Origin of the sequence: Pseudomonas sp. Z5-35 (genome assembly GCF_051131945.1) — a bacterium.
Classification (GTDB): domain Bacteria; phylum Pseudomonadota; class Gammaproteobacteria; order Pseudomonadales; family Pseudomonadaceae; genus Aquipseudomonas; species Aquipseudomonas marvdashtae.
This window is the reverse complement of the sequence record NZ_CP071640.1, coordinates 2,300,010-2,322,714: the sequence shown is the minus strand read 5'-3', so window position 1 is coordinate 2,322,714 and position 22,705 is coordinate 2,300,010. Positions and strand designations below refer to the sequence as shown.

6 protein-coding genes are annotated in these 22,705 nt (G+C 56.1%); 3 read left to right on the top strand and 3 right to left on the bottom strand.

Annotated elements, in window-relative coordinates; translation table 11 throughout:
• Positions 1 to 20 precede the first annotated feature (20 nt).
• Together J3P95_RS10870 and J3P95_RS10865 are read right to left on the bottom strand one after the other, a co-directional pair.
• Positions 21 to 362 carry a hypothetical protein gene (locus J3P95_RS10870; RefSeq protein WP_434577354.1) on the bottom strand — a complete coding sequence of 114 codons (342 nt, stop codon included), beginning with the start codon at positions 360 to 362 and terminating at the stop codon, positions 21 to 23.
• Entirely contained in the window at positions 359 to 12,505 is a 12,147-nt protein-coding gene (locus J3P95_RS10865) for a LysM peptidoglycan-binding domain-containing protein (RefSeq protein ID WP_434577356.1), read from the bottom strand. Before J3P95_RS10865 ends, J3P95_RS10870 begins: the two co-directional genes overlap by 4 nt.
• Positions 12,506 to 12,755: 250 nt before the next feature.
• Here J3P95_RS10865 and J3P95_RS10860 point away from each other — a divergent pair, with 250 nt between their 5' ends.
• From J3P95_RS10860 to J3P95_RS10850, 3 genes are read left to right on the top strand one after another with little or no spacing between them, the layout of a single operon-like run.
• Positions 12,756 to 13,940, top strand: a complete 1,185-nt coding sequence (locus J3P95_RS10860; RefSeq protein ID WP_434577358.1) for a tetratricopeptide repeat protein — start codon at positions 12,756 to 12,758, stop codon at positions 13,938 to 13,940.
• A gap of 26 nt (positions 13,941 to 13,966) precedes the next feature.
• The gene (locus tag J3P95_RS10855; RefSeq protein WP_434577360.1) at positions 13,967 to 14,509 is read left to right on the top strand and encodes a hypothetical protein; all 543 of its coding nucleotides are present in this window, start codon (positions 13,967 to 13,969) and stop codon (positions 14,507 to 14,509) included.
• Positions 14,509 to 14,883 (top strand): hypothetical protein, encoded by a 375-nt coding sequence (locus tag J3P95_RS10850; RefSeq protein WP_434577362.1) that lies wholly within the window; start codon positions 14,509 to 14,511, stop codon positions 14,881 to 14,883. Before J3P95_RS10855 ends, J3P95_RS10850 begins: the two co-directional genes overlap by 1 nt.
• A 432-nt stretch (positions 14,884 to 15,315) precedes the next feature.
• Here J3P95_RS10850 and J3P95_RS10845 read toward each other — a convergent pair whose 3' ends face one another.
• Positions 15,316 to 22,692: a S8 family serine peptidase gene (locus J3P95_RS10845; RefSeq protein ID WP_434577363.1), complete on the bottom strand. Its 7,377-nt coding sequence runs from the start codon at positions 22,690 to 22,692 to the stop codon at positions 15,316 to 15,318.
• Between the last annotated feature and the right edge of the window lie 13 nt (positions 22,693 to 22,705).

Below are 22,705 nucleotides of genomic sequence, written 5' to 3'. Positions count from 1 at the left end.
AATACTCCCAGAACAGCAAGTTAGATAATACGAGGAACACCTGGCACCCTATCCCCAAAACATTCACCACGAAGAATCATATCGAACACAAGCTCGATTTCATCAGCGACTTGACTAGCATCACCCACACCATTTTTAAGGTATGGAATTTCAGCTCGCAATATCCTTATCGTCCGATGCAACTCATTAAGAATCGACCTAGGAATAAGCTCGCACCCCTTTAGGGTGCGAGCCAATTTTTTAGCACAGAGAACAACTTCTCGAGCAGCCAATAAGTCAATTTGGCGCTCCGCTTGGATAGGCAGAAGAAGCCTTCCAGTCCACTCCCTAAGTCGCTCTTGGTCAATAATTAAATCATTCATGGTATTTTTATCGGCCCAATAATTGCACTGAGTGGAATTTTCTGAAATACGGTTACTTCCTGAGACCATATAGAGCGATGGTATGGAAGCCCCTCTACCCCATTTAGGCGCGGGGCATGTCGCCAAACCTCAACCTGCAACGTATCGAGCTTATTCAGGTCGATTGCAACGATCCCATCCCCATTGTCATATCCTTTAGCCACATCTAAAAGACGGGTCGTAGAAATCCAAGGACTATTAGCTGCCGCCCCGCCAATACCTTCGCCTTCATTTGCAACATGCTCTGAAGCACTCCACAAACCATTAGGGGCTTTGGCAGTCAGTCCTTCTCCGGCTTCAAACGCCGCGACATCCGCAGGAGTCAGGGCGCGATACACAGTATTTGGAGCTGGCGCGCCCAGAATATCAGCTATAGGTACATCGTCATCAATCAATTGAAAATTTGACAAGGTAGAGAAGCGACCACTGCCCCCACTTAAGGCTTCCGAGTGCACCACCCGAGAAAGCGCAAAATCCACCTTATTAGAAAACCAAGCCGACGGCGCAAGCAACCGGCCCGCGAACATTCCGCCTGGAACCGCCGCTGAGGCTGCCAGCACGTCCTGGTTCGCCTGCTCAAAGGTTCGTCCACTCAACTCAGCCCATCCAATAGGAATGGCATTCGCTCCAGCCCAGATACCGTTGACCCCGAGGGCAACACCGTTATGAATAACGGAGTTAAGCCCGTACACCATGTCTAGCGCTCCGTTACCCGTATCGAAACGGGTGGGACTGGTACCCATCAGATCCGTATCGGCATACACCCTAGCTGAGAACAACGTCTCAGCCACATCGAAGACAGCTCGCCGCAGGTTATCAGGCAATATTCCACCGTTTTTTTCAGCTTCACGAGCGAGATGAGTAACCTCCGCACTCGTCAATGTGTCGGGCAATTGCCCGCTATCCAACATCTCTTGAAACTGGTTGGTGGCAAGCGACGCTGAAAAACCATTGGAAGGAATATCGCTGTTCTGTTCTGTATAGCCCGCCTGCTCTCGTCGCTTGAAAGCGCCGTTAACAATTTTTTGCCGCTCACTGTCACCCGATCTCGGACCAAAGAAATTGCCCCCCGGCAGCGAAGCCTCAATCAAACCATTCCCTATCGCATTACCAAAGGCATCTGCCGCTACGTCCGCGTAGTCCAGCTTACCTCCCTTACCAATTAAGGCCTGCACGCTGGAACCGACCTGAGCGCCAATGACCCCGTTAATGAAGTTGGATTTGAAGTTATCGGTAGTCAGGCCCAACCCTTGGCTGATCCGAGCGGTGGCCACCGAAGCCAGCGCCGACGTGGCGATTGATCGCCAGCTGAAGCTGGTATCCAAGCCGACAATTTTGCTGGCTCCGTAGTTGCCAAAAGAATTCAGTACGGCGGCAGTGGCGATTTTTCCATAGCTGCCCACCTGCGCCAGTTGCTGGACGGTTTGCCCGCCCGACACCAACCCACCGACTCCAGCCCCAACGGCAGCACCCAATCCTCCCATGGCGACTTGTCCCCAGGAGAAGCCGTCGGTCACCCCCATGGCATTGCCGGCGAGTTGGGCGGCAGCGCTACCGGCCATGCCGCCCACGAAGGCGGCTCCGAGGCCAGCCCATCCTGCCGCACCGCTGAGGGCAGCAACCCCAGCGCCAGCGATAGTCATACTTCCCGCAGCACCCACCGCGGCCAACGCCGCTCCCGCCGTAAATACCGTCGCGACTACAGCCACCACCACCATGACAACACTCGCCAGACCACCACTCTTCTTTTTCTTTGGTTTGGGTGGCGGGGGTAATTTGGGGCTAGGCGTGGTATTGCCGATCACCTCACTAGCGTCATACGGCTTGAAAGTGGAGGCATTGTTATGATTACTGCTCACCACATTGGGTATTTGTATGCTATCGCCAGGCAGCAAAGGCTTACTGGGGTCCAGGCCATTTGCATCAGCGATCAAATACCACATACCAGGATCGCCCCAGACCGCTTGCGCGATACGTTCAAGGGTATCTCCTTGGGCAAGGATATAAGTACTTGGATTTAATCCGGGATAATCACTGGAAATTGGGACATACGTATCACTGATCTCCGCAGCACTGGCTGTACCAACATTTGCAAGCGCACTGCCATTATAATAAAAATAATTCTGAACTTTTTTGCTCTTATTATAATCTTGGGCAAAATTTGCCGTTATCTGATTTTCGCCGTTAGATGAGAACGTTCGATACCCAACCCCATTAAAAATACTACTCAACGCGCCCTTTGTTGAATACATGTAAGAGGCAATACCGGGCGTCCCTCCCAAGCTCCAGGTGGCAACCGTCTCACTCTCTTTATAAGTATCTGCCAGAAGATATGTTTTACTATATGCGCCGGTGTAATTCACGCCAACGCCATCACTATTATAAACAACATAACGATAGGCTCTTTGATTGCCTACAGCATCTATCATGGCGCTCTCGCCATAAAATGTTGCTTGTGATTTTTTTCGCACCCCGCCTGAGGTCTTATAGTTAACTTGAGAGCTGACTTTACCATCACCCCGATAAGAATAGCTGCTAAAAGCTACTTCACCCCCCCCCTTAAAGGTAACCAGCCCCGTACGATTCGAGCGATCATCGTATGTAGTGGAGAAATCGACACTAATATCTCCTAGAAAAATAGCAAGCTGAGAACTGTTCGCACCCAAGGCGCGACTCACACTTCGGGAGGCTGAGCTAATTATTTGCCCTACATCATTGTAGACGTATTCTTCACGACGAAAATTCTCATTAGTCGAGCTTGAACTTGACCATTGTTCAGAAGCGACCCTACGCCCACTGCCATCGTATGCATTGGAATAGCCTTTTATCTTACCTCCCAACTTACCAGCTACGACCACACCACCAGACAGAAACCCATCCCCTACCAAAACCCTGTCTTCATCATCGAACTTATTCCAAGTTTCGATTACCGTACGCAGTCCCGATTGATTCGTAGCATCCATATATGCGCGACGACGGTTCCCCTGCTCGTCAAAATCATAACGAAGTGAGTCAATTCGCGCTGTACTGCCAACACCTCCATAGTCCCCCCACAAAGTTGTTCCTACCGGAGCCTTTGTTTCTTTCAACCTGGAGCGCTCATCAATCTTATAACGTGTTTCGGCACTAACGTTGACATCCCAGGCCAAAACTAGCGAGCTCTTTGACCGGTGTGAGTCAATCGAACGTACCTTTTCACCGGTTAGATTATATTCGTACCTTGAAATTGCGGAATTTATCTCATCAGTTCCCGACCAATCCACTTTATTTTCTATGGATTTCAGAGCACCGTTAGAGTAATAGCTATAGTTAGCAGCTATAGATATTCCTGTATCCATAACCTCGCCCGAAGCGGACTGATAGGTTGACGGAGATAGTTTCTGGCGAACCTGACCAAAAAAATTATATGAATAGTCGTACTTTCCTCCATAATCCTTGCTACTTACCAGCCTCCCGTACGCCCCCTCATCAAACGTCCACGACAGAGAGTTACCCAGCCCATCAACTTCATTATTCTTCCGGTTAAATTGATTATATTCATAACTTTTTTCGATCTTAGACTCATTACGGGTCTTGACAATATTCCCCCGCTCATCAAACAACGTGTAACGCACATTCCCCGCAATACCCGTGACCGTACTGGATTTATTAGCATTGGCCGTACTAACCAACGTTTCCTCAACCGCCGTACTACCGCTGATTTCTCCAACCAATCGCCCCGCTTGATCGTATTGATTGGCCAGCAGTGTGACAGCCGCCCCATTGCGAATAATCCCATGGCTCAACTGCCGATCCATCGCGTCATAACGATCGACCAGCACCGTGCCCAAGGCATCCTGGGTGGCCACCCGATTCCCATTGCTATCCACTATGTAGTTGCGCGAATAACCCAACGCATCCACGTCGCGAATCAGTTCCCCAGCTTGGTTGTACACATGCTGACGAGCGCGAAGCTCGGTACTGGTCGCTACCCCCGCATAAGGTCCGACCAGGTCCGTTTCCTGGATCAACTGGCCCAAGCCGTCGTAGCGCTTTTCATGAATCAAGCTCGCGCGATAGCTGGTGCCGTTTTCCCGGAGGATGTCGGTGACCGGCAGGGTTTCGGTCAGTTGTTTATTGTTGTGATCGTAGGTGTAGGCGGTGATATAGCCTCGGGCATCGGTACGACTGAGCATGTTGCCCCAGCGATCGTAGGTCTGCCGGATGATCGGGGTCGCCAGGGTCAGGGTGATGTTGTTGAGGGTGTCCGCGTTGAGGTTTGCTTCGAAGGCCGGTAGGTGCTGCTCCAGGGCGCGGCCCAGATTGTCGTAGCGGGTGTAGGTGATACGGTCGTCGGTGGCAATCGCAGCATCACCGATCTGGTTGCTGCGCGTGGCTTTGCCGTTCAGGTCGTAGTCCAGCTTGGCGACGCCTTGGGCGTTCTGTTGCTGAATGACGCGGCCTGCTTGGTCGTATTGATAGCTGGCCTGCAGATAGCCGTTGAGCAATTGACTGGTCACTTCGCCAAAACGGTTATAGAGCGCTGAGGTTGTTGTGCCTTTTTGGGTGCCGTCAGCCGCCGTGTACCAGTCGGTCGTCGAGAGTTGCTGGCCCAGGGCATCGTAAGTGAAGCTGCGCCGCAGGGTTTGGTTGCGCGTCAGAGCCGAGCCACCCACCGTCCAGCCGCTCAGCACAACGCTGGTCTGCAGGCTCTGTTCGGTACGACGCCCCGCCACGTCGACCTTGTAATTTGTAGCAACGCCGTTGGCATCGAGACTTCGTATTTCATAACCATTCGAATCGTAGCGCGTGCGGGTAACCTGGGCCAAACCAGCCTGTACGATACCTGCACTGTCGGTACCTGCCGCGCGGATTTCCCGAATCTGCTGCCCGAAAGCATTGAGCGCATAGGTGATAACCGGGGAAGCCAGGACCGAGCCGGACGCGAATGGATCAACCGCACCGTTTTTCGCCGTGAGCCGCGCGGGCTCAGTGACCTTGCTGACCTGTCCTAATGCGTTGTAGTCAGTGGTGGTGACATTGCCTGCGGCGTCGGTCACCGTGCGGGTGTTGCCCACACCGTCGTAGGTCAGGCGGCTCACCACTAGGTTGCTAACAATGGCGCTGGCCGAGACGACGCCGTTCGCGGCGTTAACGGTCTGTCGCCAGTAGCGCACGCCTTCCTGGGTGACTTGGCTCAAGCGGCCCATCACGTCGTAGTCGTAGCGAGTGCTGCGATCGTTGGCACTGGCTACAGGCGCACTCGGGATCGAGTTTTCATTCCAAGCGCTCAACGCCTTTGCATACTCGACTTGGCGCGTGAGTTTGCCCTGCACGTTGTATTCCATACGCGTGTAATTGCCTAAGGCGTCCACGCTGCCGATGCGGTTGCCAGTCACGTCGTAGTAATGAACGCTGCTTGCCCCCGTCATGACAGTTACGCCGCTAGCATTACGCGCAACTTGCGTTTCCCGGACCAGTTGGCCGAAAGCGTCGTAGCTGTAGAGCGTGGTAGGCGCGACGGTGGTCAAGGTCGAAGTGGCAACGTTGCCCGTGAACGTGTAAAGGCTGACCAGGTTCTGCTGCACTGCGGTCTTGCGTCCGAGGGCGTCGTAGGTGGTGATCAGCGTACGGTCTAGGGTGGCATTCGGCACCAGCGTGGTGGCGGTGAGGTCAGTTCCCAGGTAATAACCCGCAGCTGGCACGGCCAGGGACAACGCATTCACATAGCGAACGGTGCGAGTGACCTGGCCCAGGCCATAGTAGGCATAGGCGGTTACGCCCTTGAGCCCGTCGATGTCGTAACTGACGCGCCCCAGCACATCGTAGACTTTGTAGCTGTCGACGAAATCAGTAGAAACCGCCCCACTGTTGTTGACTCGCACGCGGTTGCGTACCGCGTTGCCAAGGCTGTCGTAGGTAACCTCAGTGCTGACCTGGAAGGTGTTGGCGGTACCATCCGAGGCTTGCTGGTAACGGCCGCTGAGTTTGTTGTACCAGCCTGGACTGGTGATGCGGATCTGCCGGCCGACGGCGTCGTAGGCATAGGCGGTGGTGCGCGCTTCAGTCAGTTCATCCAGGGCTGGATCGGCGGCGACGCTGACTCGCAGGCGGCCCTCGGTGCGGCTGATGACATTGCCCAGGGCATCGTACGTATTGCTGGTGACCAGGTAACGACTCACCGCCGACACCACGCCGGCTTCGGTGATGCTCGCCACGGCGACGGCTGGCGTGATCTCTTCCACCAGACGGTTGAGCGCGTCGTAGTTATAGGTCCAGACGTGGCCGTTTTTGTTGGTCAGGGTTTTGCGGTTGCCTACCGCATCGTAGGTGTAGGACTCGACCTTGCCGGCGGCGTCGGTCACGGTTTTTTGTTGTCCTGCGGCGTCGTAGGTGTAGGTGGTGGTGCGGTCTGCGGCGCTTTCGGGGCGCAGCAGGGTTTGCATCTGTTCGACGCTCAGGGCATCGCTTGCGCCATGAATGTCGTTGACGCCGGCCACGGACCAGTTCGTCTGACCCGCATTGATATTGGCATTGACGTTGAGGACCTGGCCGGTGGCGGTGTCGATCAGCTCCAGCGAATCCACTTCGACCAAGCGGCTGGGATCTCCGCTGCTGTCAACGCCATAGTTGTACAACAGCAGAGGTACCGCGCTGGCGCTGCCCTCGATGAACGTGTTGCGGTTGGCCCCGCCGCTGTTCGGGCTGGTGCCGCTGATGGTCCCTTCGAAGGTCTGCCAACCCATTTCCGGTGTCAGCTTCACTGCCGAAGCTGCGTTATAGGAAAATGTTCCTCCGGACGTGTTGGCGAGTTTGTTGCCCGCACTGTCATACGTCACCACGCCGGCATAAACGAGGCCTTCTCCCGTCACTTGACGCAGCTTGACGCGCACGGTGTAGGTCTTGGCCGGATCGACGGCGATTTTATCCAGCGCTGTAAAAATGCCTGAGTTGCCCTTCAGGGAAAGCGTTGCGCCGTCGTTGCTGCCATACGTTGGCAATTGGACACGCGTGGCGTATTGAACGGTCTGGGTCAGCCGTCCGTTGGCATCATACTTATTCTCGGTAACGCCACCCTGGGCGTCGATCACGTAGCGTTGACGGCCCACCGCGTCGTAGACGAATTGGGTGTGCCGATCATCAATGTCCGGGCGCAGCAGTGCTTGGAGATTTTCGGCGCTGAGAGCGTCGCTTGCGCTATGCACACCGTTGACTGCGGACCAGTTCGCCTGGCCAGCACTAGCGTTGGCATTGACGTTGAGGACCTGGCCGGTCGCGGTATCGATCAGTTCGAGTGAATCCACTTCGACCAAGCGACTGGGATCGCCGCTGCCGTCGACGCCATAGTTGTATAGCAGCAGAGGTACTGCGCTGACGCTCCCCTCAATGAACTTGTTGCGGTTGTCTCCTCCACTGCTGGGACTGGTGCCGCTTATGATGCCTTCGAAGATCCGCCAACCCATCTCAGGCGTCAGCTTCACGGCTACGGCTGCGTTATAGGAATAGGTTCCTCCGGAGGTATTGGCGAGCTTGTTGCCGGCATTGTCGTAACTTACTACGCCGGCGTAGATGCTGCCTTCCCCCGTTATCTGACGCAGCCTGACACGCACGGTGTAGGTCTTGGTCGGATCGATGGCGATTTTGTCCAGCGCGGTCAACCCGCGAGAGTTTCCGGTCAGGGTCAGCGTCCGACCATCGCTACTGCCAACCGTGGGCACCTGGATCGGTTTGGCATAACGTACCGTCTCCACCACCCGTCCATTGGCGTCGTACTTGTTCTCGCTGACATACCCGATGGCGTCGATGGTTGCGCTCACACGACCGGCATTGTCGTAGGCATACCAAGTGCTGTTCCCGGCCGCATCGATCTTGCGCGTGACCTGATCGTTGCCGTTGTAGCTATAGCGGGTGGTCAGGTTCAGTCCAGTCGGGTCTTGGCGTTCACTGATACGCCGGCCCAGCTTGTCGAATGCGTATAGGGTGACCTGCTGGCTGGGGCTGGCCACCGTGCCGCGCATCAGCTGCACTTGCTGGCCCACGCCATCATAACTGTAGCTGGTGGTGAGCTTCAGACCATTGGGATCTTGGGTCACTCTCAGCAACTGGCCTTTACGGTCATAGGCGTAGTCAGTGACGCGTTGCTCGGTTTTCCCTTCCGCGTCGACCACCCGCACCTGGCGACCCTGGCCGTCAAAGCTATAGCGGGTCACGGCGTTGTTGGCATCGGTACGGGTCAGCACGCGGTTGGCGGCGTCGTAGCCGTAGCGGCTGATGCGGCCCAAGGCGTCGGTCACGGTGAGCAGTCGCCCGGCCTCGTCATAGGCATTGGTCGTGGTCCGGTTCAGGGCATCCTGGCTCGTGACGAGTTGACCGTCCTTGTTGTAGCTGTAACGGGTCACCGCCCCGATGCCATTGGTGATCGTCAGAGTCTGGCCATGACGGTTCTTGAGCGTTACCACGCTGACGCCGTCAGGGGTGGTCACCGTCAGGCTGCGCGTGCTGTCGTTGTAGGCGTAGGTGGTGACCTTGCCCAGTGCATCCGTTTGCTTGAGCACTCGACCGAAGGCATCGTATTCGCTGGTCTGGCCTTGGTTGAGTGGATTCTTTAGGGTGATGACCCGACCATTGCTGGCATAGGTGGTGGTACTGACCAGACCCCGACCATCGGTTTGGCTGGTCACACGGCCAAAGGCGTCATAAACAGTGGCGCTGCTACGCGCCAAACCGCCGGTATCGTCGATGCGGCTTATCTGCTCGCCACGCTTGTTGTAGGTGATGCTGCTGACAATCGTGTTCCCCGTGGCGATTGTGCGGGTGACGGATGTCTGGTTGCCGAAGGCGTTATAACTGTAACCGGTCACGTACCCCATGGCATCGGTTGAGGACGTCAGCAGGCCACGGTTGTCATAGCCATACACACGCCGATTGTCATTGGTCGCGTTGCGGATCGCTTGTACCAGTGTCTTCAGTTGCGCATTCAACACACCGCCCGACAGTGCGGCAGTATCCGCCGCGGCCAACCGCCCCGTGAAATCAGTCCGCTCGCGAACGTCGCCGAAGGCGCTATAAACCGTTTCGCTGACCTCGCCCATTGCGTTGACGACGTGAGTCAGGCGCCCGGCCGCGTCATAGTAGGACAACGTCCGGTTACCCAGCGCGTCAGTGGCGCTGGCCACCCGCCCGGCTGAATCATACTGATAGGTCAAACCGTACTGCGCATAGATCGCAGCCACTTCGGCGTCGCTCATGCCGGTCGTTACGCGTGCCGATGCTTCACCGAGCAGCTTGCCAATGGTTTGTCCAAAAGCGTCATAACGGGTGCGGGTGCTGCGCTCTTCGGTGGTGCCCTGGGCTTGGGTTTCACGCACCAGGCGACCCGATGAATCGTACTCGTACGCGGTGATCGTGCCGTCTGTAGCGACGCGCAGGGCCACGCGTCCCTGATCATCAAACGTCGTGGTCGCGGTTTGTGCCGCACCCGCCACCACGCCGCTCTTGATCGTTGCAAAGGTGGTCGCAGCGGAAATTGCGGCGGTGTAGGCCGTGGCATATCGAATGGTTTTCTGGGTATTGCCCGCTTCGTCGTACACCGTTTCAGTGACGAACTGCTTTTCATCGACACTGCCGATCTGCCGACCGGCCGTGTCGTAGAAATACCAACTCGTCAAATCACCCGCCGAAGGTGGACGCAAACTGACGAGGGTGCCGGACGCCCGATTGGCGAGCACTGTCGCGTTCGCGTAACGAATGCTCTGTGTCAGCCGACCTGCGGCGTCATGACGGTCTTCACGCAGATAGCCTTCCGCATCCAATTGACCGATCTGATGTCCGCTGGCGTCATAGAAAAATCGCGTTGTGCGATCGCCGGTCTGCTGCTGGATCAGCCGGCCTTTGCCGTCATAAGTGAAGGCGGTCAGCGTCCCGATGGCATCCGTGCTGGTGCTCAGTCGACCGGCATTGTCGTAACTCAAAACAGTCACGCGATCAGCGGCGACGCTCAGCGGACGAACTTCAGCTACAAGCGTTTTGAGCACCCCGCTACCGTCATACCAGGCCGAAGTATCAACCAGGGTCGCATAGCGTTTTTCCTGCACGCGTTGCCCGGCGGCGTTATAGCTGTACTCAGTCACCGCACCAAGGCCATCCACCAAGGCAGTGACCCGCCCGGCCTCGTCGTAAAACATATAGCTGCGAACGCCTGTCGCGTCCTGGACCATGACTTGCCGGCCGGCATCGTCATAGACATACGAAGTGGAACGCGACGCCAGGCCGGCAGCGGTCTGCGTCAGGCCAAGCAGTTGGCCTCGGTCGTTGTAGGTTTGCGTAAGGGTCATGCCGGCGCTATTGGTCACCGCCACGGTACGGCCGGTACCGTTATAGGCGGTCGTCCGTGTGCCAGCCGAGTCGGTCTGGCTGATCACCCGCCCGAGGCCGTCGTAGACAACCGAGCTGAGGGTAATCTTCCGGCTCCGATCTGCCGCACGTACTACGAGCGTCTGCAGCAACTGACCATGCTGGCTATAAACGTACTCGGTGACGCTGGTGCTGCTCTCCTGGACGCCTGTACCGGCAGCATCGACCGAGCCGTAAGCGACCCGACGGCTCAAATTGCCGCGGTAGTCATAACTCAGCTCGGTAAGGGTCGAACGGGTTCGATCTCGCGAACCGGCCCAGGTCACCAATTGCGACTCGGTCAACACATCCTGCGGTGTGAGCCCAGTCAACATAAACAGGGCATCACCGTAGGCGACTTCCTGAGTTCTCAACCCCTGGGCGTTATACCGATACTCCGTGACCTGGCCACGCCCATCGACCATGAAGCGCACTCGATTATTACTGTCGTAGGCCAATCGGGTGACCTGGGCGGTGCTGGCCGACGGCTCTGCCCAAACCCCGGTGGTGGTGTTCAGGGTCGCTGTCGCGGTGTAGCGAATTTCATTGAGCAACTGGTTATCGGCATTGTAGCTACGCGCAACCGTGGCCCCCGTCGCATCACGCTCCAACAGCACGTTACCGTTCGCATCGTACTGGTAGGTGACGGCGTTGCCGCGCCCATCCGTGACCTTGGTGACATTGCCGTCCGAATCATAGGCATAACGCGTGGACAGGCGCAGCCCATCCACCGCCGGGGTTCGCACTTCGATCAAGCGATCATCGGTATCGTAGTAATAGCTCCACTGCTGGCCTAAGCCATTGAGCACATCCGTACGGTTGCTGGCTATGTCGTAGTTGAAGGTGGTGGTCCCCGAACCGTCGGAAACCGTCTTGACTCGGTATTCGCCATCCCGCAACTGATAAGTGAAGCTGGCCGAGGTGCCGTCGCTTTGGACGACACTGGCGATACGGAAACTGGCGCCATCGTAGGTGTATTCAGTGCGGTAGACGTTGCCGTCGGCAATGCTGTTGTCTTCCGGGCTTAGATCGGTGCTGACATTGATCAGCCGCCCTTGGGCGTCATAGCCGTAATACACCTGCTGAGTCAACGCACCGCCCGCAGCATTGCGCGTGTCGACGCGCTCCAACTTGCCGGACGCGTTGTAATTCAGCACCAGTTCCTGGCCGGAGCTGTCCTTGACCGAATTCAAGCGTCCATTGGCATCGTAGCCGTAAGTGATTTGCGTGCCGTTGGCGTCGGAGACCGACAGCAGCCTGCCATTGTCGTCGTAACGTTCGACGGTCCGTCGAGAGCCGTCAGTCCAGACCATCTGACCGACATCGGCGTCCCAGGTAACGGTGTCATGGGCACCATCACCTTTAGTCGATTGATAGCTACTGCCATTCCATTGATAGACCGTCTGATGACCGTCGCCCGTGGTACGGGTCACCTGGCTGCCGACAGTGTTCACGGTACCGGTCAGTACCAGACTGCGTTCGCCGTCCCAGCGCCAGCCATCGGCATCGCCATCGCTCAAGCCGCCCTGGGTATTGTAGGTACGCGTGTGCAGCAGATCCTGGCCCAGGCCGGAGAGTTGCTCGTCGGTAAAGCGCAGCACCAGGTTGCCGTTGCTGACATTCACCAACGCCTGGCCCCCGGCCTGTCCCAGGTTGCCTTGGCCGCTGCCCCCCAACGAATTCAACGATGCATTGAACAGCCCTAATCCATTACCGGCGACGATGGCAACCATATTCCTATCACTCCCCCGACGAGGCTAAGCCGACCTGCGGCCCAAAGAAATTGGCTGCTCGCCCAACCACCAAGCAGCGCTATTGCTAGTGCTTATGCTCGGCTTTTGAGAAAAGTTTAGGGATGACAAAAAATATTTTATGAAACATCGAAATCAGCTTTAAAGGCATGACAGGCAGCAATTATCAGGGCAATAATCACCCGGCAGATCCGCCTTTTTTATTTACCGATTGCCAACAAAGAAACCATTCATGGCCACTGACAACACGTCTGCCGAACATAATCGCTTGGCGCGCTTGCTCACCTACCTGGGACATGATCCCGCCAACTTGTCGCTTTTGATTGACGCCCTGTCACTCGCGGTTGACCTGGGTGATACCTCATATGGCCAGCAGTTAATTGACCATGTAAAGACCCGAGCCATTGAAGAGCCAAAAGTTCTTGCCCTGGCGGCACACGCCTCATTGCAAGCAGGCCAATACGCCGACGCAGGCGATTTCGGTGACAAAGCAATCGAGGGCGGACTCGATCACTCCGCCGTTATCTTCAATGCCGCCATGGGACACTTCTACAACGGCAATTACGCCTCGACACACGCACTGCTTTCACGCTTGAGCAATGAGCCTGACAGTCCAACGCCATTACTGGTCATGCATGCGCGCGCATTGCATCACCTAGAAGAAACCGAAGAGGCTGAGGTGCTGGCGGCACGGGCCCTGCAGCAAGAGCCTCAAAATACGGAAATACGCGGCTTGCTCGCACTGTTGCAATACGAAAACGACAACTACTCCCCAGCGCTGATTACCGCGCACGAAACACTGGCAGACGACCCCGATCAACTCGACGCCCTAATCGCCTGCGCCTCTGTTCACTTCGAGCAAAACAACATCACCGCTTCTCGCAATGCCTGGCTTCATACAGTCGCGACGCATCCTGATTGCGGTCGGGCCTGGTCCGGGCTCGCTCGCTTGGAATTCAACGAGCTGGAATTCGATGCAGCAGAAGAGCATCTCAAAACGGCAGTCGCGTTCATGCCGGACCATATCGGCACTTGGCATCTTCTGGCATGGGTCTACATCCTGCGCAGGGACAGCGTTCAGGCCCGCCAGGCACTCGACCGCTCTTACGCGCTAGATCGTACATTTGGCGAGACCCATGGCGGACTTGCAATTGTCGATGTCATGGACGGTATGAAGGAACGCGCACTTAAAGGTATTCGCCGCGCACTGAAACTCAATCCGGGTGGCTTGTCAGCACGTTACGCCGAGGCCCTTCTGTTCCAGGAAGCAGGACAGCCAGAAAAGGCCGCCCAGTTAATCGATCAGGTTCTCGACGAAACCAGACCGGGCAGCAGCGACACCGGCCGCATCCTGATGGAAAACTGGCTCCGGACCCACCAAAACAAAGTTTCGGACCGTCATCCGGACCAACATTAAAGTAATCGCTACGGGAAAAGCTCACTATGCTGGACGCATCGGAATATCTGCATTTGGCCATCAACGCCAGCCAGGGCGGTGATCATCACGCAGCATTGAACTATCTGAACACAGCGCTTGAGCTAGAGCCGAAGAATGCAGCCGTTCATTATTTTCGCGCTGCTGAACATGCCGAGCTTGGCCTGATGGAGCGGGCACATGCAGAAATGACTGGCGCGCTTGAGCTTGATCCTGAAATGGATATAGCGCGCTTTCAGCTGGGCTTGCTAAGCCTTCAATTATCGAAGGAAGACGACGCCCGCAACGCGTTCAATTCGCTTTCCACGAAATCGGCAGACATAAGCTTGCGTGAATTTTCCGGAGCCTATCTGGAGCTGCTGAATGAGAATACAGATAACGCGATCAGTCGGTTAACTCATGGCCTTGCGAGTTGTTCCAACGCCGCGTTAAGGGCCGATATGGAACGAGTGCTGACAAGCATTTCGGGCACGCCTGCCCTTAGCTCCTCCGAAGCAACTGAGCCCGCCGTATTCCTCGGTGCCTACCGCGACAATCTTGAGACGCCTTGATGAGTAAAATCGATTCAACTCGCCTGTCCCACGTCTTGGCCGCACTGGCCAAGCCTAAGGACAAGGTGAGATCGAATACAGTAAGCAGCCCAGCAACTATCAAGGCCAATACAGGGATAAAAGATCTCGAGGTTCTACGGGAACGCTTACAGAGTCGGCTTCAGGATCTGAAAAAGAACTCCGAGGCCTTTCGCGACGTGGCGCCCGAAATTACGGTACAAGAGATCCTGCGCTGGGAGTTTGGCGAGAGCATCTTGGAACATCCCGAATTCGGAAGCATATCCAAGAAGGTCGCGCAAACCATGCTGGAAGATCAGGCGATAGGAACAGCCATTTACTCAGTTATTGATGAAATGGTGTCGCCGGGTTATTGAACGCAGAGCGAACTCATCGTCTGGGCTTTTCGAGCCGACCCATTTTTTAGAAAGTTAGGCACAAAAAAAGCGACCCTGAGATCGCTTTTTTGTGTCTCGATGGATTCCAGAAGAATTCCAAAGACAATAACTGGAGCGGGAAACGAGATTCGCATCTGGCGTCCGACCCATTGAAATCTAAGGGGTTTCTTTTCTTGCCGAAGCAGGAAAAGACTTGATTCTGGACTTATCTTCGGGGGTGTATCAATAGCCACGAAATAGCAGAGCTATTCGAATAGTCAGTATCCGACGGTTTCAGGTCCCACAAATTTGACCTGACAGCCCACGACCGAAAATCCGGTGACTGTCAGATCAAGTCTGAGAGTACTCAGCTAATTGATGCCATCGAAATTGCTTAAGAGAGCCATACCTCCGAATATGGCCCCCCTCCCGTTACTGCCAGTTGCTGGCAATCACAGTATCCAACGCCTCTTTGTAATTGTTCGGCAGTGACGTTTGCCCCGCTGCCGGTGGTGCAAACGCGGCCATTGCTCCGACCAGTTGGTCGACCTGATTGTCCAGCAGGACTTTGCCATCGGCGGTTCGGAACTGTTCGACATGCTGAGCCTTTTGCGTACCAGCCTGATCCGAGGATGACCATTTGGAAATCGTCACCTTGTCTGCCGTGCCGATGATACTAACCTCTAGGTCCATGCCGTTTTTACGAAACCACAGCTGATCAGCGGAAATTCCGCTACCGAATTGCAGCACATCGGTATTCGCCGCAGAGTCAAAGTCATCAATGACGTCCTGGCCTCCGTTGCGATCAAATTGGTAAAGGTCGTTGCCCGCGCCGCCGCTCAGCCAGTCATTGCCCATCCCGCCATCCAGGCGGTTATTGCCCCCGTTGCCCGTTAGCTGATTATTCGCGGCGTTACCGGTGGCGTTGATGTTGGCAGTGCCCGTGAGAATCAGATTTTCCAGATCGGGAGACAAGGTAAAGGAGACAGAAGCCTTGACCGTGTCGATACCCTCACCTGACAGCTCCACAATGCGGTCCGCTCCCTCATCGACGATGTAGGTGTCGTTACCCTTTCCACCGACCATGACATCGGACCCAGCGCCACCGTCCAGGATATTGGCAAGTGCGTTGCCCACCAGTCGATTTGCCAATGCATTGCCCGTGCCGTTCGTGCCGGATTCCAGTACCAGCTCCTCGACTTCGTCAGGCAAGACGTAGCTGATGTAAGACTCTACGCGGTCGTAACCTCCGCCACTGACCTCTCGGACAATGTCACCTGCATCATCGACGATATAGGTATCGTCTCCGCTGCGTCCTTCCAGAATCCCTTTCCCATCCCATCCTGCAAGCGTATTGCCGCCAGCGTTGCCCACCAGCGTCCCGTCGCCATCGCGAAAGATGTAGGGGTCGCTATAGGCGCGTTCGGCGAAGATAAAACTGTCCGCGCTCAGCTGATCCGCTGTGACCCCTTTAAGAGTGATGTATGAATTATCTTCTCCCACGGGGCCCAGCCAGACCCGGAGGTATTGCTGTCCGTTTACCATCAGGTCGCTGAAATTCAGCTCCGCAAACGAGCGTAAAGAACTAAACTCTGACAAATCGATTTTTTCGCTGGGGTTCGTAACTTCGAAGTCTTCGATCAGGCCGCCCACCAGCCCGTCCGTGGAGGAATCGTCGACGATGAATCGATCGCTACCCGCGCCACCAGCTACAGCCGCTCCAGTCAGTACAACCCCCTCCACGGTGATTAGTGGCAGTTCGAAGTCCAGTTCACCGGTGTAGTTGTCTCCCCGATCACCTTCGATATACAGCGTGTCGTTTCCTGCACCACCGTTGAGATAATCCATCCCATTGTTGCCCCACAAGACGTCATCACCAGCGCCGCCGTAAACAACATCGTGGCCTGCTCCCCCAAACAGCCTGTCTGCACTGCCAACTGCCGTGTCACTCAAGTCGTTCTCGCCCCTGAGGACGTCATTTCCCTCTCCTCCGTAAAGTGTATCGGTGCCCAAAGTGCCCGCCACGCGTTCGCCGGTGGCGTTTGCCCAATAGATAATTCCGAGGTCAAACTCTGGAAGTACCGTATCACTGCCACCCAGCACCGGTTGTGGTACGGCGACCAGTTCGCCAGTGAGTTCGCGGTCAATCAGCGGCTTCAATGGGGTCGGGTTCGTGACAGTCATGTGCAGCTCCTTGCCTGCAATGATGCCGCCTGTAGCGGGAACCGAGGAAATGCCACCGGAACCGCTGCCAAAAATAAAGTTACCAGGCGACAGTTGAGACGAAGTCACGCCCTTGAGGGTAATAAACGAAGCACCTGTTCCCCCCAGCATCACGCGCAAATAATGTTGGCCGTTTACGGTCAATTCGCTGAATGCAAGATCTGCCATCGAGCCCACGGAATTAATCTGCGAAAGGTCGATTTTTTCGTTGGAATTGGAAAACTCAAAATCCTCAATCAGATTACCTAACAGATCGATGGGAAGCCCTGAGGTCTTTTCGACGACAAAACGATCATTCCCAGCGCCGCCCGCGACGGCAGCCCCGGTCAGTCGGGCTCCGTCCCAAGTGATGATAGGCGAGGTCCAGCCGCCCAGCTCGAAACTGCCCTGATCGCCTTCCAGATAGATGACGTCATCCCCCGCGTCACCGCTGACATAGTCCTGGCCCAAGCCTCCGCGCAGTACATCGTTGCCCGCACCGCCGCGAACTACATCATTACCGGCACCGCCTTCGATGAAATCGTTGGAGCCTCGCGTACCGCCGGTTGTATTGTCGCCAACCAACACGTCGGCACCACTGCCGCCACGAATGATATCGGCGCCAGTGCCGCCAAACACCCGCTGCCCACCTGAGAGGGCGGAATAGTCTTCACCCTGGACAGAGTCAGCCAGACGTATTTCACGACTATTGACGCCGAAGCCATAAGCGCCGTACTTGGTGAGTTCGGCCAAGCTCATTGCGGTATCCAGGATCAAGAAATCTTCGGCGTTCACTTGCGCTGCGTCGACATTCTTCAGCCGAATAGACTGCACACCAGACAAGCTGATCACCGCATCCGCGCCTTGTTGAGTGGTATTGATCAGCCCGTGACCGAAGTCAGAGAAGCCAGACAGCACCAGTTTATCGGTGCCAACCATGAAATCAGTGATGGTCTGGATGGAACCGTTGGCGCGCTCGATCACGAAATAATCGAGATCGGCCCCGCCTGCCAGGGTATTGTTCCCCTTCCCACCCAAAAGTAAATCGCGGCCGGCGCCGCCATACAGCACATCATCGCCACTGCCGCCGACCAACATGTTGCTGGCGTTATTGCCATGAAGTTCATCGGCAAACTCACCACCGATGGCGTTCTCGATCTGCTCGGGGTTCTGAATGGTCAGGTGCGTGCCGGCGAGAGTCGCTTCGCCTTTCGACAGGTTGATATAGCTTTTCTGACCTATCGCTGCTGCGTTGATCGTATCTTTACCGCCATTGGTGTCGTTGAGCGTTCCACGGGTGCCGGATACCCCCAACTGCGCATACTCGTCCGTATAGACATATTGATCATCGTGCGTGTCGATAGCCCCCCACACATTCATGCTCCAGCTGTTTAGGGTACCGGTCGCCCCGGTCACGCTGTCTATGACTTTCAGCGTCCATTCACCCTGTACGGCCTCACCACGCAACAACGCGGTAGAGAAAACATAGTCCAACGTTTTTTCACCGGAAAAATCAGCGTCCCCACGATCATTCGCAGCGCTACCCGGCGCCTTGCCCGGACGATTCATCAGGATCGATTCAGTACCCGATGGCGAGATGAGCTTGAGGATCAGGTCACCCGGATTGTCGTGGGTGAGGTTGACTTTGATTTCAACATGTTCCGCCGAGATGGCCACGTTCCCCAGCGTCAACGAATGGCTTATCCCGGCTTGCTGGCCATCGGTAATTGCCAGATTGAGTACGCCAGACTCCAAAGGCTTGTACAGGCTGAACTCATTGGTCAGTACCTGCTGGGTATGCCAGGTTTCCGCCAGGCGCACGGCAGCGCGGGCATCGACCTCGCCGTAACCGTAGTCATGGCTGACGTGCATACCACCGCCGTTCCATTTCTGGCTACCATTGTCCTGCCAGACGGTTCCCGCATCCGCCACCTTGCGTGCTGACAGCGCAAGGATCTGCTGTACGTCGCGGTAGCCCAGCTCCGGGTTGGCTTCGAGCATCAGTGCGACAATGCCCGACACGATAGGTGCGGCAAAGCTGGTGCCTTGGGACACTCCGTTATCACTACCAAACGTGGAGCCGTTATCGTTCTGCACCAAGCGCGAGGTAGACGTTACGTTGGAGCCTGGTGCGCTAACCAGGATACTGGCGCCAGGGTTGGAGAAGGGCTTGCCCCCCGCCTGCAACGCACCCAGATCGGAGGTGGCGTTGATAGCGCCCACCACGATGCTGCTGCGGGTGTTGCTGGGATTGGAATAATTGGTGTTGCCACCCTTGTCACGATCATTACCACCCGCGGTCACAATGACGGTGCCCAAGCCATCGCGCCCCAGCCCAATGGCCTCACGGTACGCTGCGGGCATCTCCCCTAATGTGGCCGGCGAGAACCTCAAATCAAAGTGTGACTCACTGCCCCAGCTGTGGTTCACCACATCATATTCACGCATGCGTGACATGTTGCTGAAGTCGTCTTTATTGATCCAATAACCGGCAACGGTGGCATCGTATGCTACCCCTACACTGCCCTCGCCGTTGCGCGCGGCGACCATCACACCCGCGACCAATGTGGCATGCTCGCTGAACTTGCCCTCGCTGCCTTCTCCCGCCAGTTGTCCCGGCGTTGCATTGGCCAACCAGTCTTCGTCGATATTGTCTTTCAAGTCGGCATGACGATAGTCGAGCACTTCCTTGGTGGTTCCAAACGGACTGTTGGTCTCGATCTGGGCGATCTTGACGCCTCTGCCCGTGTAGTCCTTCCAGACCGGCAGGATGTTCGCCTGGGAGAGATACCATTGATCGGTAACCAACGGATCACTGGGCAGGTCCGCCGTCCTGAGGTAGACAGCGGCGCGCATAGTCGCGCTTTCGCCCGTGGCCATGTCGACAATGTCGCTAGCCTCATTACCTTTGGCATCGGCCACGGTGTACTTGAAGCCCATGATCCCGGTAAACGTAGCATCAGGAGTAAAAAGCACATCGCCGGCCTGGGTGAGGCTCGCAGTCCCGCCCACCACATCGAACAGGCCGGTGATGTGCAAGGTGTCGTGTTGCCAGTCCAGGTCGTTGCGCAGCAATTGCTCTTGACCGATCAGGTGCGCCCGCGTGCGATCAAAACTGGCACCGGCCTTATTCTGGCTCAGCACATCCTTGACCAACAAAGGATTTTCCATGCCCGCGCTGGTGTCTGTCGGAATCTCCACCAGCTTGAGATTTTTGAAACTGGCCTTCTCGACGCTCTTCAGGAAGTCGGTCCCGTCGCGTCCTGTAACGGTATCGCTGATCCAAACGCCGTCTGCAGCACGGGTAATCCGATAGTCGGCGAAGTCGCCGGACAGCTCGAGGACATCGGTACCCTCGCCACCGTCGATTCGATCATCACCGGCACCGCCTAACAGAATGTCGTCACCGACTCCGCCGCTCAGATTGTCATCGTCCTGGCCGCCATCGATCAAGTCATTCCCAGACCCGCCGTCAATCCGATCAGCGCCGCGATGACCACGCAACACATCGTTGCCTGCACCACCAAACAAAGTGTCATCGCCGTTCTCGCCGGAGAGCGCATCGTTGGCAGAACCGCCAACCAGCACGTCGTCACCATCACCACCACGCATGTAGACGGTGCTGTTGCCGCCGCCAATGAATGCATCATCGCCACGACCGCCCTGAGCGATTTCTATGCTGGCGTCAGCCAAGTTGAGGCTGACACCCTTTTCGCCAATGACTTGGACAATATCAGTGCCGTCGCCACCATGGACGTTAGTCGACAGATCATCGCCGTCGACCAGCAGCACATCGTCGCCTGCACCGCCATAGAAGGTATCGCTGCCCTGACCGCCGGCCAGCCAGTTGGTCTGGGCATCGCCTTGGAGCACATCGTTGCCCAACCCGCCTGTCGCGTTGGCGACACCTTTTTGCGCCACGTCGATGGTTTCACCCGTGGTCGAAGACGACACATACCCTTTGACGGCCGCGACTTGGCCCGAACCCTGAGTCGATACGACCGTGCCGGCCGCGGTAGAGGTAAACGTATGTCCGTTGGGGTTGGCCAGGAAGTTGGCTGCAATGGCTTCCCTCGTCAGGCCATTCTGCACGAAAGTGCCGTGGGCCAGCACTTCGTTGCCATCCCTGACTTCGCCACTTTGAGCTTGGTTATCCAGGTTGATCCGGGTGATCCCCAGGTCGCTGAAGGACTTGAGTTCGCTTGCTTCGCCGGCGTCGAGTGAGCCGTTGCCATTTATGTCATTCCAGCTCTTACCGTCGTGATTGCCATCGACCCAGACCTTCACGCTTGACCAGGACGAGTCCCGTACATCGAATACACCATCGGCATTGCTATCGAGGCTGGCCAATGCGGCAAAACCGTTGGCGAAGCGCTTCTGTCCGGCTTCACCGTTGGTGCCCGCCTTGCCGCCGAAGTATTCGGACAGGGTCTCGCTGATGTTATCGATCTTACCGTTGGCATTGGCATCAAGGACCACAATGCCGTCCTCTGGGTTAACCCAGCCGGTTTCTTCGAGGCTGCCCCCGTCATTATCGGCGTCGAAAAACACCGGCGCGCTCAGGTAATCCGTCAAGCGCACACCGTCGCCGTTCAAGTCCAGCAGCAATGGATCGGTCGGAAGTGTCAAACGCGCACGCGCGTCACCGGAGTTCAACAGTGCCGCCAAGGTGCTGCCGTAGGTCAGGCTTTGGCTGGCGTTGCGCAAGCTGAAATCGAATACATCCTTAGCGGTATTGACGTTGCCTGGGCGGTAACCGTCCGCCAGTATCTGGGTAGCGGCGGCGGTAAAGGTATTGTTGACCCAGTTACCCTGATATTGATTCAGGTTGAGCTTGTTGGGGTCGTAGTTCAGGTTCCAGCCGCCTCCACTGGTGACTAGGCCGTTGGTGACTTGCGCGGCGGCAACGTCATGATCTGTCGCGCTCTTGCGTATAATTTCACCAGAACTATTGACATGCAGATCAAAGGCACTCGCGCTGGCGGGAATGCCAAAGAAAAATTCGTCCATACGACTGGCCATCGCGCTTTCTACAGCTGAACGCGCGGCTGGGCTGGAAAAATTCGATCCGGGAATCGTGGACGAGTCGAAATCAAATGATGCAACAGTGTCATCGATAAACTTCGTGACGTTACCCAGCGCGTCATACCATGCGTTCAGCGAGGGCGACTGGCCATATTCGCGATCACGTGACTCCTTGGTGCTTTTACTGAATAAGGCCAGTGCATATAGAAGCCCGCCCAACGCCACGTCATTGTCTTTACCCTCTCCGGTAAATTCCAGAACGTATTGAAGGCCGCTGATGCCTTTATCCACTGTCTTGTCCTGGACCCCCGTGATGCCTGGAATTTTCAGCAACTTGAAGGCTTCCAGAATATGAACATCCGTTTCGGTGCTGGAACCGTTGTATTTGTCATCGAATATGTAGGCGATCAACCCCATGGATGTGGTCAAGTCGACCAAGGTGTTGTAGCGTGAAACCTTATCCGCAACTCCCGTCGCTTCCAGCGCTTTGTTCAACTGGTCCTTAGTCTTGCTCAACTCATCCAGTGCTTCTGGAAGCGTTTGCGCCGCTCCACTTGCTGCCTGCTGTGCACCTTGTGCCATTTAAAGCTCCTTC